This is a genomic window from Xanthomonas sp. WHRI 8393 (assembly GCF_040203315.1).
Classification (GTDB): domain Bacteria; phylum Pseudomonadota; class Gammaproteobacteria; order Xanthomonadales; family Xanthomonadaceae; genus Xanthomonas; species Xanthomonas arboricola.
In genome coordinates, this window is sequence record NZ_JBEGGL010000002.1 from 693,392 (window position 1) to 707,482 (window position 14,091).

Genomic DNA, 14,091 nt, shown 5'->3' on the forward strand with positions numbered 1-14,091 from the left:
CGGATTCAGCAGGAATGCCCGCGCCAGACGCGGGCATGAAGAGGGTTGAAGCCCATGCGGTAGACCAAGTCGGCTGGCGCATCGATGTCCCAGATCGCCAGGTCGCAGTGCAGGCCGGCGCGCAGCCGGCCCAGTCGCTCGCCGCGCCCGAGCGCGCGTGCGGCTTCGCGGGTGAACCCGGCGATGCACTCGTCCACGGTCATGCGGAACAGCGTGGCGGCCATGTTCATCGCCAGCAGTGGGCTGGTCAGCGGCGAGGTGCCCGGGTTGCAGTCGGTGGCCAGGGCCAGCGGCACGCCGGCGGCGCGCAACGCCGCGATCGGCGGCAGCTGGGTGTCGCGGGTGAAATAGAACGCGCCCGGCAACAGCACCGCGACGGTGCCGGCGCCGGCCATCGCGGCAATGCCGGCGTCATCCAGGTATTCGATGTGATCGGCCGACAACGCGCCATGGCGTGCGGCCAGTTGCGCGCCATGCTGATTGCTCAGTTGCTCGGCATGGATCTTGATGTCCAGGCCATGTGCCTGCGCGGCACGGAAGACCTGTTCGGCCTGCGCGGGCGAGAACGCCAGATGCTCGCAGAACACGTCCACCGCCTCGGCAAGCCCTTGCGCGGCGATCGCCGGAATCATCTGCGTGCAGACGGCGTCGATATAGCTCTGCGCATCGCCGCCCGGCGGCACCGCATGCGCACCGAGGAAGGTCGGTACCACTTCGACCTTGCGCAGTGCCGCGAGCTGGCGTGCCACGCGCAGCTGCTTGGTTTCGTCCTCCAGCGTCAGCCCGTAGCCGGATTTGATTTCCAGCGTGGTCACGCCTTCGGCGAGCATGGCGTCCAGGCGCGGCAGGCTGGCGGCCAGCAGCGCTGCGTCGTCGGCAGCGCGAGTGGCGCGCACCGTGGCCACGATGCCACCGCCGGCTGCGGCAATCTCGGCATAACTGGCACCGCGCAGGCGTTGCTCGAATTCGTTGGCGCGATTGCCTGCATACACCAGATGGGTATGGCAATCGATCAGGCCGGGGCTGATCCAGCGGCGCCGGCAATCGTGCGCAATGTCCGGTGTCAGCGCGGGGGCCTGCGCGGCCGGGCCGGCATAGGTGATGCGGCCGTCCTGGCAGGCCAGAACGCCATCGTCCACGATGCCCAGGCCACCGTCTGCTGCGTCCAGGGTCATCAGCTGTGCGTTGTGCCAGAGGACGTCGCAATGCATGGCGCAGGCTCGTGGTGTCTGATATGTATATACAATAGAACCGGCAATCGAGGGTGTCCAGTGGCAGACCAACAGGTGCAGGCGTTGTGGGCGGCGCGGGCTCTCCTGCCCGATGGCTGGGCGGGCGATGTGCGGATCACGCTGGCCCAGGGGCGCATCGCCTCGGTGCAGCCCGGCACCGCACCCGCTGCCGACGACAGCCGGGTCGAGTGGCTGCTGCCCGGGCTGGGCAACCTGCATAGCCACGCATTCCAGCGCGGTATGGCCGGGCTGACCGAAGTGGGCGGGCGCAGCGGCGACAGTTTCTGGAGCTGGCGCGAGTTGATGTACCGCTTCGTCGACCGGCTCGATCCGGACAGCCTGCAGGCGATCGCCGAACAGGCCTATGTGGAGATGCTCGAAAGCGGCTTCACCCGCGTCGGCGAATTCCATTACCTGCACCACAGCCCCGGCGGCGCGGCGTATGCGCAGGCCGGCGAAATGTCCGGGCGCATCGCCGCTGCCGCCGCCAACACCGGCATCGGGCTGACGCTGTTGCCGGTGTTCTATGCGCATGCGGATTTCGGTGGCGTCGCGCCCAGCGCAGCGCAGCGTCGTTTGATCCACGACCTCGACGGCTTCGCGCGGTTGCTGGACGACTGCAAGGGCAGCCTGAAACCATTGCCGGATGCCGTGCTCGGGCTGGCGCCACACAGCCTGCGCGCGGTCACGCCGGAGCAGTTGGCGGCGTTGGTGCCGCTCACCGATGGCCCGATCCATATCCATATCGCCGAGCAGCAGCGCGAGGTCCAGGCCTGCCTGGCCTGGTCCGGCCAGCGCCCGCTGCAGTGGCTGCTGGCCAACGCGCCGGTGGATGCGCGCTGGTGCCTGGTGCATGCCACGCATGTGGACGCGAGCGAGCTGCAGGGTATCGTCGGCAGCGGCGCGGTGGTCGGGCTGTGCCCGATCACCGAGGCGAATCTGGGCGACGGCCTGTTCCCGATGCAGGCATTTGCCGCTGCGGGCGGGCGCTTTGGTGTCGGCTCGGATTCGAATGTGTTGATCGACGCGGCCGAAGAACTGCGCCTGCTCGAATACGGCCAGCGTCTGCAGCTGCAGGCACGCAATGTGCTGGCGCAGGCGGGCGCCTCCAGCGGGCGTTGGTTGTTCGAGCAGGCGGGCGAGGGTGCGGCGCAGGCCCTGGGCATTGCGCGCAGCGGCATCCGGGTCGGCGCATCGGCCGATCTGCTCGAACTGGACCCGACCCATCCGGCGCTGCTGGCGCGCAACGACGATGCGCTGCTGGACAGTTGGCTGTTCGCCGCGCGCGGCGGTGCGGTGCGCACCGTCTGGCGCGCCGGGCAACCGGTGGTGCGCGACGGGCGCCATGTGGATCGCACGCGGATTGCCGCGCGTTTTGCCGGGGTTCTGCGATCGCTGCTGAGCAAATGAGTGGATGCGCGCACAATGCGGGTCTGACCGGAGACCTGTTTTGACCGCCACCCCCACCGCCGCGCCCGGCACCCTGCATCAACGCATCCGGCAGGATCTGGAACGCCGCATCCACAGTGGCGACTGGCCGCCCGGTCACCGGGTGCCGCCCGAGCACGAGCTGATGGCGCAATACGGCTGTTCGCGCATGACCGTGAACAAGGTACTCGGCCTGCTTGCCGATGCCGGCATGATCGAACGCCGGCGCCGCACCGGCTCGTTCGTGGCGCGCCCGCATCCGCATCTGGAGCAGGTCGCGTTGTCGATCCCCGACATCGAAGTGGAAATGACCGCGCGCGGCCACCTCTACCGGTTCGCGCTGTTGTCGCGTCGACTGCGCAGCCCGCGCCTGCGCGTGCCGCAGGAGCGGGCCCTGGGCAGCAGCGGCAAGGTGCTGGCGCTGGAAAGCGTGCACCTGGCAGACGGCCGCCCGTTCGCGCTGGAACAGCGGGTGATCGACATCACCACCGTGCCCGAGGCATTGCTGCAGGCGTTCACCGACGTGGCGCCGGGCAGTTGGTTGTTGCGCAACGTGCCGTGGACGCGCGCCGAACACCGCATCAGCGCCGTCAATGCGGACGCCGCACAAGCCGAACGCCTGCAGGTGGATGATGGCGCGGCCTGCCTGGTCATCGACCGCCACACCTGGCGCGGCGACCAGCCGGTCACCTATGTGCGTCAGCTGTTCCTGGGCGGATCCTACGACCTGGTGGCGCGGTTCGCGCCGGGAATGCGCTGACCCTCAAACCTCGCGCGCAGGCGCATGGGGTGATGCGTGAATCAGATCGTCGTGCACTGCCGCCAGCGTACCGCTTCGTCCACGCCGGGGCGCGGATTGAGTTGCACGCGCACGGTGCGCAGGTAGGGATAGCGCTGCAGTTCGCGGCAGATCAACGGCCACGCCGCCGCATCGTCAACCGAGCGATCCACCGCCAGCGTTGCCTGGGTGATCCAGATGCCGCGCACCAGGCCGGGCGTCTGTGCCAGCGCCTTGGACACCTCGCGCTGATAGCCCTGCATGGTTGCCGCATCCGGTTCGGCATCGCCTGCCAGTGGCGTCAGTGCAGGCGGTGCCGCTGATGGCGGCGCGGCCTGCGGCGAGCTCGCGCCCTGCGGTGCAGGTGTTGCAGCGACCGCTGCGGCAGCGCCTGGGGCGGCCACCACCGCTGCCTGCTGCGCAGGCGCAGGTGGCTGCACCGGTTGCAAGGCCAGCACCGCGACCAGCGCCAGGGTCGCCAGCGCTGCACCGGCAATAAGGCTGTGACGGATCGCGCGACGGCGCGCCATGCCGACCACGCCGGTTTCCACATCGCCCGGCAGATACGGTTTGAGCAAGGGCCACAGGCGCACGCCATCCAGCACTTCGATGGACTGCTTCTCTGCGGCCGCCAGGCCTTCGCGTTCCATGCGGCCCTCGGTCACCATCACGCCGCCGCCCGCGCCGGCCAGCCGCGCCATCGCCCCCAGCTCGTTCACCGCTGCCACGCCGATGCGGTAGCCGCGCCCGTGCTTGCAGGCCACCAGGCGCGTGCCTTGCTCGGTCTGCATCATGAAGTCGGCCGTCGGCAGGCCGTCCTGCGGCACCTGGGTGGGTTGCCAGCCGCGTTGCTCCTGCAGCACGCGCTGCACCACGGCGGAAAAGTCGCGCCAGTGCATCGCCGCCAACGCACGCACGCCCTCGCTGGTTTCGTTGGCACGGCGGCGCACCAGCCACACATACGCACACACTCCCAGCCAGAGCAGCAGGGAAGCCACAAGCGCCACAATCCAGGAAGGCATGAGCATCAAGCGAAGGTATGGAACGTATGACGAAGCGGTACGCCTAGAAGAATCTTTCGCCGCAGATTCGTCAATGGATCGCGAGCGGCGATACCACGCACCGTGATCCAGATAGCGAAAGACCCGCCAGTCCGAAGCCGTGAGGGGAGGGGAGCAAACGGACTTCGTATTACAGGACTGGCGGGTCCTTCCCGATTGTCTAAAAAATCATGCTGCTTTGCAACATTGTCGGGCCGGCTTATTCACCATCGAACGCAGCGCTGCCAGGACTGGAGTTGCCGCTGGTCGAGCCGGTGGTGTCGCTGCTGGCGGCCTGCGCGGCCTGATTGGCGGTGCGGTTGGCGCGCTTGGTCGCGGCGGTATTGGCGCGTACCTGGGCCTTGAGCGATTCCACCTCGCGGCGCAGGTTTTCCAGTTCGTCCTGCTCGGGGATATTGAGCGTGCGCAGCACGCCCTTGACGCGTTCGTCGAAGGCCTTGCCCAGCTTGTCCCAGCCGCGCACGGCAGTGTCGCGTGCCTGCTCGAACTGGGTCTCCACCTCTTCGCGCAGCTCATCGACGCTTTCGGCCGCCTTGCGCTGGCCGCTGCGCTCGTAGGCTGCGCCTTCGCGCACCAGCGAATCGAACAACTTGCCACCCTCGCTCTGTACCCGTCCCAGCGCACCGAGCCCGGCCAGCCACACCGTCTGCGCCGATTCGCCGAGCCGGCGCGAAATCTGTTCTGCCTGCGCCTGGAAGCCGTGCGCGGCATCGTCGCGCTTGCCGTTCTGATCGTATCCGGTCGTCATGGAATGCTCCTGTGGGTTGCCAAAGTGACGTTGCCTTCACCCTAGTCCCGGCACTGCATCGAGCAGGTGAAGCACGTCCAGAGCATCCGCCTGCAATGGGCCGCGCGGGTGACTTGTCGCTGAAGCACCGGTGCGGTCAGGGCATGGCCGGGCGATCAGGCCCGGACCAACGACGCTGCGGCTCAGACGAGTTTTTCGGCCAGCAGGCGCCGGATCTCCGATTCCACCATCGGCTGCATCGCCGACAACAGGAAGCCGAGCTCGGCGGTGACATGTACCTGCTGCGGCAGCAGGGTGATCGCCCCATCCACGCCGGCCCGCGCGATGCGCAAGGTATCGCCTTCCCAATGCGAGGCGACGCCATAGCGATCGGTCAACTTGCGCGCCGCCGCGTCGATCGCTGCGCGGGCCTGGGCCGGCGGCAAGGCATGGTCGTGGCGGATATCGATGCTGGACATGGGTTCCATGGGGAAGACGAAAGAAGCGTGCATTGTGCGCATACGCGGGCCAGGCTCCAAGTGCGGCGCGCGTGTGGCCGAGCAGCGACGCACCTCGGTGCCGTACCTGCGTCGGCCGGACGCCGGTCACATTGTTGGCCGCGGCGCGGGGCAAACCTGCTAGGCTGCGGCGGGTGCGCGATCTGCAAGTTCATTTCACCCACCGGCAGCAGCCGGATCATTCCCTGAAGCCCGGCGTCCACCGGATCGTCCGCCATGCCTCCGGCAGTGTGCGGGTGGTTGCCGATGCGCAGGGAGCGTTGCTGTTGGCGCAGTTCTGCCTGGACCAGCGCGGGCTGTGGCTGCAGGTGGCCAACGGGATCCGCGGCATCCACGTCAACGGACGTCCGGTGCGGCGCATGGCGCTGTTGCGCCCCGGCGATGCGATCTACGCCGACGGCGTGGAGATGCTGCTGCGCAGTGCGCCGTCGAGCGCGCCGGCCAACGACGTTGCAGACGACGATGCCGGCCTGAGCGAGGTCTGCCTGTTGTTACGCGGGCTGGGCGGACGCCATCACGGGCGCAGCTTCACCCTGGACCGCTCACGCCTGGTCGGCAGCGACCCGGCGGCGGACATCGTCATCGACGACCCAGCCTTCGCCGCGCAGCACGCGCGTCTGGAACGCCACGGCGACCGCGTGCTGATCCGCGACCTGGGTTCGGAAGAAGGCAGCTGGATCAACGGCGTGCAGGTGCGCGACGGCTGGCTGCAGGCCGGCGACCAGGTCGTGTTTGATGCCCGCCATCGCTTTGTCGTGGAGGTGCCGCGCACCCATCACGGCACCACCTGGGACCTTCCCGAGTCGGAGCCGTTGCCGCCACCACGCGCGCCCGGCGAACCGGCACGTGCGCCTGTCAAAGTGGCGCGCTGGCCGTGGCTGCTGCTCAGCGCGGTGTTGCTGGCGGCGGCGTTGAGCGCCTTGCTGTGGTTCGGCGCGCGCTGAGTTTCTTCCAGATCCGCCAGCCCAACAGCACCGCCAGAATGCCGGCATACAGCGCCGGTTCGCGGATGTCGGATTTCACCAGCCACCAGAAATGCAGTACCGCCAGCAAGCCGATCGGGTAGATCAGCATGTGCAGGCGGCCCCAGTTGCGCTTGAGCCGCCGCATCCAGCCCTGGGTGGAGGTGATCGCCAGCGGCACCAGCAGCAGCCATGCCGCAAAGCCGACCGTGATGTAGGGGCGCTTGAGGATCTCCTCGAAGATCTGCGTCCAGAAGCCGCGCAGATCCAGGCTCAGGTAGGCCGCCAGATGCACGCTGGCGTAGAAGAATGCGTACAGCCCGAGCATGCGCCGGAATCGGATCAGCGTCGCCTGGCCGGTGAGCTGGCGCAGCGGCGTGATCGCCAGGGTGATCAACAGGAAGCGCAGCGCCCACAGCCCGGTGCGGTGCTCGATTTCGGCCACCGGATCGGCGCCCAGCGCATCGCTGCCGGTTTGCCATACCTGCCAGAACTGCCAGCCGAGCAAGGCGATCGGGGTCAGCGCGGCGACATGCACCAGGGTCTTGGCGGCGATCAGGGATGCGGAGGTCTTGGCCATGCGATCTCGAAGAAGGGAGCGATGCCGCGCGGGCATCAACATGCATCGTAGGAGCGCACCCGGGCGCGACTGGCATTCCTGGTAACGCCCGTCGCGCCCGGGTGCGCTCCTACGCGGGGGAAATCACTGCCTAGAACCACTTCTTCAGGTCCATCCCGGCGTATAGCGAGGCGACCTGGTCCGCGTAGCCGTTGAACGGCTTGGTCGCGATGCGCTCGGCGAACAACTTGCTCGCGGTGCCGGCGATCCGGCGCTCGGTCTTCTGGCTCCAGCGTGGGTGATCCACCGCCGGATTGACGTTGGAAAAGAAGCCGTACTCGGACGGCTGCAGATCGTGCCACGCGGTTTCGGGCATCTTCTCGACAAAGCGGATTTCCACGATCGACTTGATGCTTTTGAAGCCGTACTTCCACGGCACCACCAGCCGCAGAGGCGCGCCGTTCTGCTGCGGCAGCGGCTTGCCATACAGGCCGGTGGCCAGCAGGGTCAGTGGATGCATCGCTTCGTCGATGCGCAGGCCCTCGCGGTACGGCCAGTTGATCGAGCGGTAGCGCACGCCCGGCATCTGCTGCGGATCGGCCAGCGTGGTGAATGCCACGTACTTGGCCTTGGAGGTCGGCGCGAAGCGCTTGAGCACCTCGCCCAGCGGCACGCCCGTCCACGGGATCACCATCGACCAGCCTTCCACGCAGCGCAGCCGGTAGATGCGTTCCTCCGCGCTGATGCCCTTGAGCAACTCGTCCAGCGACAGACTGCCGGGCTTTTCGCATTCGCCGCTGACCTTCACCGACCACGGCGACAGCTTCAGGGTCTTGGCGGCCTTGGACGGGTCGGTCTTGTCGGTGCCGAACTCGTAGAAGTTGTTGTAGCTGGTGACGTCTTCCAGCCGGGTCAGTTCCTCGGCGGTACGGAAGCCGCTGCGCGCCTGCGCCGGGGTCACCACGGTCTTGGGCGGAGGCGGCGGATCGGCCTCGGCGCAGCCGGCCACGCCCAGCGCCGGGGTCAGCGCAAACAGCTGCAGCAGCCGGCGTCGGTCGCGGTAGACGGCCTCATCGGTGATCTCGCTGGACGGCGTCTTCAAGACATCGCGAAGGGACATGGCTCGCTCCTGACAGTGGCTGCTGATGAGAATACCGGACCATGGTGATGACGCTGCCGATGGCCTACGCAAACCATACGTCGCCGTGGGTGAGAAGGATGCACATGCAACTTTTCTGCAACGCTGCCAAGGCCGGTGCGCTGCGGCATACTAGAAGGCTAGCTCGACAAGGTGTGCCATGACACGCGCGTTCAATTTCAGTGCCGGCCCTGCGACATTGCCGGAATCGGTCCTGCGCCAGGCGCAGGAAGAGATGGTCGAGTGGAACGGCGTCGGCGCCTCGATCGTGGAAATCAGCCACCGCAGCGCCGATTTCATGGCCGTGGCGGCCGCGGCCGAAGCCGATCTGCGCACCCTGTTGTCGATTCCCAACGATTACGCGGTGCTGTTCACTGCCGGTGGCGCCACCACCATCCAGGCGCTGCTGCCGCTGAATTTCGCCGCACCCGGCCAGGCTGCCGACTACGTGATCACCGGCCACTGGGGCAAGACCGCGATCAAGCAGGCGTCCACCTATGTGGATGCGCGCATTGCCGCAGACGGCCAGGCGGGCGGCTTCACCGACATTCCGCCGGTGGCCAGCTGGACCTTGTCGCCGCACTCGGCCTACGTGCACATCACCGCCAACGAAACCATCCACGGCGTCGAGTTCCGCGACACCCCGGCAGTGGGTACCTTGCCGCTGTTTGCCGATTTCAGTTCGTCGATCGCCTCCGAGCCGCTGGATGTCTCGCGCTACGGGCTGATCTATGCCGGCGCGCAGAAGAATCTGGGCCCGGTCGGCATCTCGGTGCTGATCGTGCGGCGCGAGTTGCTCGAACGCGCCGGCCAGCCGCGTGCGGACATCTTCAACTACGCCTCGCATGCCGCCCGCGATTCGATGCTCAATACTCCGCCGACCTGGAACTGGTATCTGCTCGGACTCACCGTGAAGTGGATGCTGGAGCAGGGCGGGGTGGACGAGTTCGCCCGCCGCAACGCCGAAAAGGCCGCGCTGGTGTATGGCGCGATCGATGGTTCCGGCGGGTTCTACCGCAACCTGGTCAAGCCGGCGGTGCGTTCGCGCATGAACATCCCGTTCTTCCTGGCCGACGAGCAGCTGGATGCGTTGTTCGTCAGCGAATCCAAGGCAGCCGGTCTGTTGGCGCTGAAGGGGCACAAGGCGGTCGGCGGCATTCGCGCGTCCTTGTACAACGCGATGCCGGTGGCGGGCGCGCAGGCGCTGGCGGGCTTCATGCACGACTTCCAGCAGCGTCACGGCTGAGTCTTTCATTCGACCGCGGCGCATGCCGCGCAGGCGCATGCGCCGCAATTTCAAGGAATGCCGAGCGATGGCTCCCAAGTCCAGCAAGCCCAGTGCCGCCACCGGCGGCAAGACCAAACCGCCAGGCAAGTCCGCCGCCAAGTCCGCGGCCAACGCCTCAGACAAGCGCGCGACCAAGCCGGCCACGGCTGCGCCGGTGCTGGCCGATGTGCGCGCCAAGATCGACGAGATCGACCGCACCATCCAGGCGTTGATCGCCGAACGCGCCAACTTCGCCCATCAGGTCGGCAAGGCCAAGGGCAAGCTCGCCGCAGCGGTGGATTACTACCGGCCCGAGCGCGAGGCGCAGGTACTGCGCATGGTGGTGGACCGCAACGAAGGCCCGCTCAGCGATGAAGTGCTGGTGCACGTGTACCGCGAAATCATGTCCGCGTGCCTGGCCCAGCAGGAGCCGTTGAAGATCGGCTATCTCGGCCCGGAAGGCACCTTCAGCCAGCAGGCGGTGCTCAAGCACTTCGGCCGTTCGGCAGTCGGCCTGCCGATGGCAACCATCGAGGAAGTGTTCCAGGAAGTGGAAGCCGGCAATGCCGATTTCGGCGTGGTGCCGGTGGAAAATTCCGGCCAGGGCACCATCCAGGTCACCCTGGACATGTTCCTGACCTCCAACCTGAAAATCTGCGGCGAAGTCGAGTTGCGCGTGCACCAGTACCTGCTCTCGCGCAACGGCCGGCTGGAAGACATCGAGCGCATCTACGCGCATTCGCAGTCGTTTGCGCAGACCGCCGGTTGGCTGCGTTCGCACCTGCCCAAGGTCGAGAAGATCGCCGTCTCCAGCAATGCCGAAGGCGCACGCCGCGCCCGCAATGCCGAGGACGCCGCGGCGATCGGCGGCGAGAGCGCCGCGCATGTGTATGGCTTGAAGAAAGTCATCATGAAGTCGATCGAAGACGACGATGACAACACCACGCGTTTTCTGGTGATCGGCCGGCAGATCTTCCCCACCTCCGGGCATGACCGCACCTCGGTGCTGGTGTTCATCCACGACAAGCCGGGTGCGTTGTTCGACGTGCTCAGCCCGTTCGCGCGGCATGGCATCAGCATGAACCGCATCGAGTCGCGTCCCTCGCACCAGGCCAAGTGGGAATACGGCTTCTTCATCGACCTGGCCGGCCACGTGGAAGACGAAGCGATGAAGCAGGCGCTGGCCGAACTGGAAGCGCACTCGGCGCAGATCAAGGTGCTGGGCTCGTACCCGGTCGCCATTCCCTGAGCGCCGGGCGTCACGCCAGCGCCGTCCTAAAGGGCGCGCCGTCACCGGCCGAGGTGACGGCAGCGCCACGACACTCTTCAACGCGCATCGCCGCACAGGGCGATGCCGCAGCAATCGGATCACACGCATGAGCAGCAGCACGCACCACTGGATCGCCCGGCAGGGCAGCGCATTGCAGGGCAGCCTGAACATTCCCGGCGACAAGTCGGTCTCGCACCGCGCGGTGATGTTCGCCGCGCTGGCCGATGGCGTCTCGCAGATCGACGGCTTTCTCGAAGGCGAAGACACGCGCTCTACCGCGGCCATTTTCGCCCAGCTCGGTGTGCGCATCGACACGCCGTCGGCGTCGCAGCGCATCGTGCACGGCGTCGGCGTGGATGGCCTGCAGCCGCCCAGCCAGGCGCTGGACTGTGGCAATGCCGGCACCGGCATGCGTCTGCTCGCCGGCCTGCTGGCGGCGCAGCGTTTCGATAGCGAGTTGGTCGGCGATGCGTCGCTGTCCAAGCGTCCGATGCGGCGCGTGACCGGCCCGCTGGCACAGATGGGCGCGCGCATCGACACCGAGGACGATGGCACCCCGCCGCTGCGTGTGCATGGTGGTCAGGCCTTGCATGGCATCGACTTCGTCTCGCCGGTGGCCAGTGCGCAGGTCAAATCCGCGGTGTTGCTGGCAGGCCTGTATGCGCAGGGAGAGACGTCGGTCAGCGAGCCGCATCCCACCCGCGATTACACCGAGCGCATGTTGTCCGCGTTTGGCGTTGAGATCGATTTCTCGCCCGGCAAGGCGCGGTTGCGCGGTGGTCAGCGTCTGCGCGCCACCGATATCGCGGTGCCTGCCGATTTCTCGTCGGCGGCGTTCTTCATCGTGGCAGCCAGCATCATTCCCGGTTCGGAGGTGCTGCTGCGTGCAGTGGGCCTGAATCCACGTCGCACCGGGTTGCTGGCGGCACTGCGGCTGATGGGCGCAAATATCGCCGAAGAACGTCATGCCGAACATGGCGGCGAGCCGGTGGCGGATCTGCGCGTGCGCTATGCGCCGTTGCGGAGCGCACAGATTCCCGAAGCGCTGGTACCGGACATGATCGACGAATTCCCGGCGCTGTTTGTGGCCGCCGCTGCCGCAACCGGGCAGACGGTGGTCACCGGCGCTGCCGAACTGCGGGTCAAGGAATCCGACCGCCTTGCAGCCATGGCCACGGGGCTGCGCGCGCTGGGCGTGCGAGTGGACGAAACCCCGGATGGCGCCACCATTCATGGCGGCAGCATCGGCAGCGGCGTGATCGAAAGCCACGGCGACCACCGCATCGCGATGGCGTTTGCCATTGCCGGGCAGCTGTCCACCGGCAGCGTGCGGGTCAACGACGTGGCCAATGTCGCAACCTCGTTCCCGGGCTTCGACAGCCTGGCGCGGGGCGCTGGTTTCGGGCTTGAAACGGCCTGAGTAGTGAAACGGCTTCAGTAGGAAAGGCGGGCAGTTGTCTTGCTGGTTGAGGGCTGCTCTTCGGATGAGGAGCGGTCGACCAAAGGCGTCGTAACGCCTGTCAGTCAACGCTTGGATACCGCATTGCAGCCAGCACGGCGCCACTGCGATCCGACTTGGTTGATGATCCCGCTCAGTGCTCGGCGGTGAACTCCACCGGCACCTGCACGCTGCTGACGACGGCGTGGCCATCGCGGGTGGCTGGCTCGAAACGCCACTGACGCAAGCTGTCCATCACCGCTGCATCCAGGCGCGGGTCATTGCTGCCGCTGCGATCGACGATGCTCACATCGCTCACCCGGCCTTGCACGTCCAGCTGCAGTCGCGCGGTGCGGCTGCCTGCGATCCCGGCCTGCGCGATGTCCGACGGGTAGCTCGGCACCGCATTGCCCGGCAGCGGAATCGCTTCTTGGGTGCTGATCGCCGCGCGCGCGGGTTGGTGCGCGATCATGGTCATCGCACGCGGACCCTCCGAGGTCGGCAGGATCTGGCGACTGGCCGCAGGCGCGGGGCGCGTGTCGGTCGCAAACGATTCATCGCTATGGCGGGCCCACCACCAGGTCGGCACCACCACCAGCAACGCCAGCAGGGTCGCCCACAGCCATGGCGAGGCGCCGTCGGCCGTGTCGTCGCCCGCACTGTCTTGCGCATGCACGGGGCGGGGCGGTAGTGCCTGGGTAGGGTGTGACGAAGGATTGGAGATGAAGGACATGGCCGGCCTCCTGGCGCATCTTTGGGATGACGTGGCCAGTCTGGTCGGCCTTGCCTGAGGGCCAGCTAAGGCAGGGCGCTCGGGAAGGTTTAAACGGCGGTAGACATTCAGCTTGGTCAAGCCGAGTCGGGGGCTGGTTCGCCCCGCCTTGTCCGGTTAACGCGCAGTGGTGTTCGTCGATTGCGGCAGTCTGGCCGCCGTCGTGTGCGGTGCGCACGACGCGGCGTATCGGCGGGGCTTACTGCGCCGGCTTGAACTCGAACGGGATATCCAGACTGCCGGCAATCGGCTGGCCGTTGCGCTGCGCCGGATGGAAGCGCCAGTGACGCACCGCTTCCATCGCGGCGCGGTCCAGATCGCGCGAGCCGCTGCGTTGCACCAGCGTCACCCCGCCCGGATTGCCCGCCGCGTCCACGTCCACCCGCACCACCACATCGCCGGCATCGCCGCGACGCAGGGCAGCCGAGGGATAGCGCGGCGGCGGCATCTGGCCCTGCATCGGCACCGGGCGATCTCCGCCTGCAGCCGCCGCGGTGTTTGCCGGTGCTGCGCCCGGCGCGCCGGGAACCGCGTCCTCCGGCAAGGGCGTCGGCGCGGGCGGGGCTGGCGGTGCAGTTTCCACCAGTGTCGGGGTTTCTTCGGGTGGTTTGGCCTGTGGCATGTCGCTGGCGCCGTCCTGGGCCGGCAGCGGCGCGGGCAGCGGCTGGATGTTGTCGTCGGCCTGCGCACCCGCAGCCGGTTGCGCCGGCGAGGCCTTGTAGAAGTCGTCCTTGCGGCCGGTGGCCCACACCAGCAGGAACAGCAGCAGGCCGGCAACGAAGGCGATACCGGCAATTTTCAGGGTGTGGCGGGGCAGACGCAGGACGATCTGACGATCGGACGCAGGGCGGGGCGCGGGCATAGGGCTCACCTGAAGGATCGGGCCAATTCTGGCATAGCGGCGGTGAATCGATCGCAGCAGGTGGCGGAACAGGCGATAA

At 67.4% G+C, this 14,091-nt stretch carries 14 protein-coding genes; 6 read left to right on the forward strand and 8 right to left on the reverse strand.

Annotated elements, in window-relative coordinates:
* Positions 1–5: 5 nt before the first annotated feature.
* On the reverse strand, positions 6–1,211 hold the full coding sequence (gene hutI, locus ABQ137_RS09065; protein ID WP_104608076.1) for an imidazolonepropionase: 1,206 nt from the start codon (positions 1,209–1,211) through the stop codon (positions 6–8).
* 60 nt (positions 1,212–1,271) lie between these two features.
* Here hutI and ABQ137_RS09070 point away from each other — a divergent pair, with 60 nt between their 5' ends.
* Together ABQ137_RS09070 and hutC are read left to right on the forward strand one after the other, a co-directional pair.
* Entirely contained in the window at positions 1,272–2,642 is a 1,371-nt protein-coding gene (locus ABQ137_RS09070; protein ID WP_349782096.1) for a formimidoylglutamate deiminase, read from the forward strand.
* 4 nt (positions 2,643–2,646) lie between these two features.
* Positions 2,647–3,420: a histidine utilization transcriptional repressor HutC gene (gene hutC / locus ABQ137_RS09075; protein WP_228912388.1), complete on the forward strand. Its 774-nt coding sequence runs from the start codon at positions 2,647–2,649 to the stop codon at positions 3,418–3,420.
* A 41-nt stretch (positions 3,421–3,461) separates the two neighbouring features.
* On the opposite strand, the gene ABQ137_RS09080 is transcribed toward hutC, so the two are convergent.
* The 3 genes from ABQ137_RS09080 to ABQ137_RS09090 form a co-directional block, all read right to left on the reverse strand.
* Positions 3,462–4,466, reverse strand: coding sequence for a restriction endonuclease (locus ABQ137_RS09080; protein WP_349782099.1), 1,005 nt, complete (start codon positions 4,464–4,466; stop codon positions 3,462–3,464).
* A 232-nt stretch (positions 4,467–4,698) separates the two neighbouring features.
* Positions 4,699–5,247, reverse strand: a complete 549-nt coding sequence (locus ABQ137_RS09085) for a phasin family protein (protein ID WP_046342310.1) — start codon at positions 5,245–5,247, stop codon at positions 4,699–4,701.
* Between the two features lie 182 nt (positions 5,248–5,429).
* On the reverse strand, positions 5,430–5,705 hold the full coding sequence (locus tag ABQ137_RS09090; protein ID WP_054592843.1) for a polyhydroxyalkanoic acid system family protein: 276 nt from the start codon (positions 5,703–5,705) through the stop codon (positions 5,430–5,432).
* A gap of 173 nt (positions 5,706–5,878) precedes the next feature.
* Between ABQ137_RS09090 and ABQ137_RS09095 the strand changes: the two genes are divergently transcribed.
* Entirely contained in the window at positions 5,879–6,688 is an 810-nt protein-coding gene (locus ABQ137_RS09095) for an FHA domain-containing protein (RefSeq protein ID WP_065032371.1), read from the forward strand.
* Here the strand turns inward: ABQ137_RS09095 and msrQ are convergent.
* Entirely contained in the window at positions 6,630–7,286 is a 657-nt protein-coding gene (gene msrQ / locus ABQ137_RS09100; RefSeq protein ID WP_065032370.1) for a protein-methionine-sulfoxide reductase heme-binding subunit MsrQ, read from the reverse strand. The two genes, ABQ137_RS09095 and msrQ, sit on opposite strands and share 59 nt — an antisense overlap.
* Before the next feature lie 130 nt (positions 7,287–7,416).
* Complete coding sequence (gene msrP, locus ABQ137_RS09105) at positions 7,417–8,385, reverse strand: protein-methionine-sulfoxide reductase catalytic subunit MsrP (protein ID WP_024940184.1); 969 nt, start codon at positions 8,383–8,385, stop codon at positions 7,417–7,419.
* Between the two features lie 178 nt (positions 8,386–8,563).
* Here msrP and serC point away from each other — a divergent pair, with 178 nt between their 5' ends.
* From serC to aroA, 3 genes are all read left to right on the forward strand, one after another.
* Positions 8,564–9,649: a phosphoserine transaminase gene (serC, locus tag ABQ137_RS09110; protein ID WP_102580939.1), complete on the forward strand. Its 1,086-nt coding sequence runs from the start codon at positions 8,564–8,566 to the stop codon at positions 9,647–9,649.
* A 67-nt stretch (positions 9,650–9,716) separates the two neighbouring features.
* Positions 9,717–10,919 carry a prephenate dehydratase gene (pheA, locus tag ABQ137_RS09115; protein WP_349782103.1) on the forward strand — a complete coding sequence of 401 codons (1,203 nt, stop codon included), beginning with the start codon at positions 9,717–9,719 and terminating at the stop codon, positions 10,917–10,919.
* A gap of 127 nt (positions 10,920–11,046) precedes the next feature.
* On the forward strand, positions 11,047–12,360 hold the full coding sequence (gene aroA / locus ABQ137_RS09120; RefSeq protein WP_349782105.1) for a 3-phosphoshikimate 1-carboxyvinyltransferase: 1,314 nt from the start codon (positions 11,047–11,049) through the stop codon (positions 12,358–12,360).
* 172 nt (positions 12,361–12,532) lie between these two features.
* Here the strand turns inward: aroA and ABQ137_RS09125 are convergent, their stop codons facing one another.
* Positions 12,533–13,000, reverse strand: coding sequence for an energy transducer TonB (locus ABQ137_RS09125; RefSeq protein WP_065032393.1), 468 nt, complete (start codon positions 12,998–13,000; stop codon positions 12,533–12,535).
* A 349-nt stretch (positions 13,001–13,349) separates the two neighbouring features.
* The gene (locus tag ABQ137_RS09130; protein WP_039520685.1) at positions 13,350–14,012 is read right to left on the reverse strand and encodes an energy transducer TonB; all 663 of its coding nucleotides are present in this window, start codon (positions 14,010–14,012) and stop codon (positions 13,350–13,352) included.
* Positions 14,013–14,091: the final 79 nt, after the last annotated feature.

What these genes read in the sequence shown, in the direction of transcription:
- hutI (WP_104608076.1), bottom strand. Translation starts at nt 1,211, where the DNA reads ATGCATTGCGACGTCCTCTGGCACAACGCACAGCTGATGACCCTGGAC.
- msrQ (WP_065032370.1), bottom strand. Translation starts at nt 7,286, where the DNA reads ATGGCCAAGACCTCCGCATCCCTGATCGCCGCCAAGACCCTGGTGCAT.
- ABQ137_RS09090 (WP_054592843.1), bottom strand. Translation starts at nt 5,705, where the DNA reads ATGTCCAGCATCGATATCCGCCACGACCATGCCTTGCCGCCGGCCCAG.
- pheA (WP_349782103.1), top strand. Translation starts at nt 9,717, where the DNA reads ATGGCTCCCAAGTCCAGCAAGCCCAGTGCCGCCACCGGCGGCAAGACC.
- aroA (WP_349782105.1), top strand. Translation starts at nt 11,047, where the DNA reads ATGAGCAGCAGCACGCACCACTGGATCGCCCGGCAGGGCAGCGCATTG.
- ABQ137_RS09085 (WP_046342310.1), bottom strand. Translation starts at nt 5,247, where the DNA reads ATGACGACCGGATACGATCAGAACGGCAAGCGCGACGATGCCGCGCAC.
- ABQ137_RS09080 (WP_349782099.1), bottom strand. Translation starts at nt 4,466, where the DNA reads ATGCTCATGCCTTCCTGGATTGTGGCGCTTGTGGCTTCCCTGCTGCTC.
- serC (WP_102580939.1), top strand. Translation starts at nt 8,564, where the DNA reads ATGACACGCGCGTTCAATTTCAGTGCCGGCCCTGCGACATTGCCGGAA.
- hutC (WP_228912388.1), top strand. Translation starts at nt 2,647, where the DNA reads ATGCGCGCACAATGCGGGTCTGACCGGAGACCTGTTTTGACCGCCACC.
- ABQ137_RS09130 (WP_039520685.1), bottom strand. Translation starts at nt 14,012, where the DNA reads ATGCCCGCGCCCCGCCCTGCGTCCGATCGTCAGATCGTCCTGCGTCTG.
- msrP (WP_024940184.1), bottom strand. Translation starts at nt 8,385, where the DNA reads ATGTCCCTTCGCGATGTCTTGAAGACGCCGTCCAGCGAGATCACCGAT.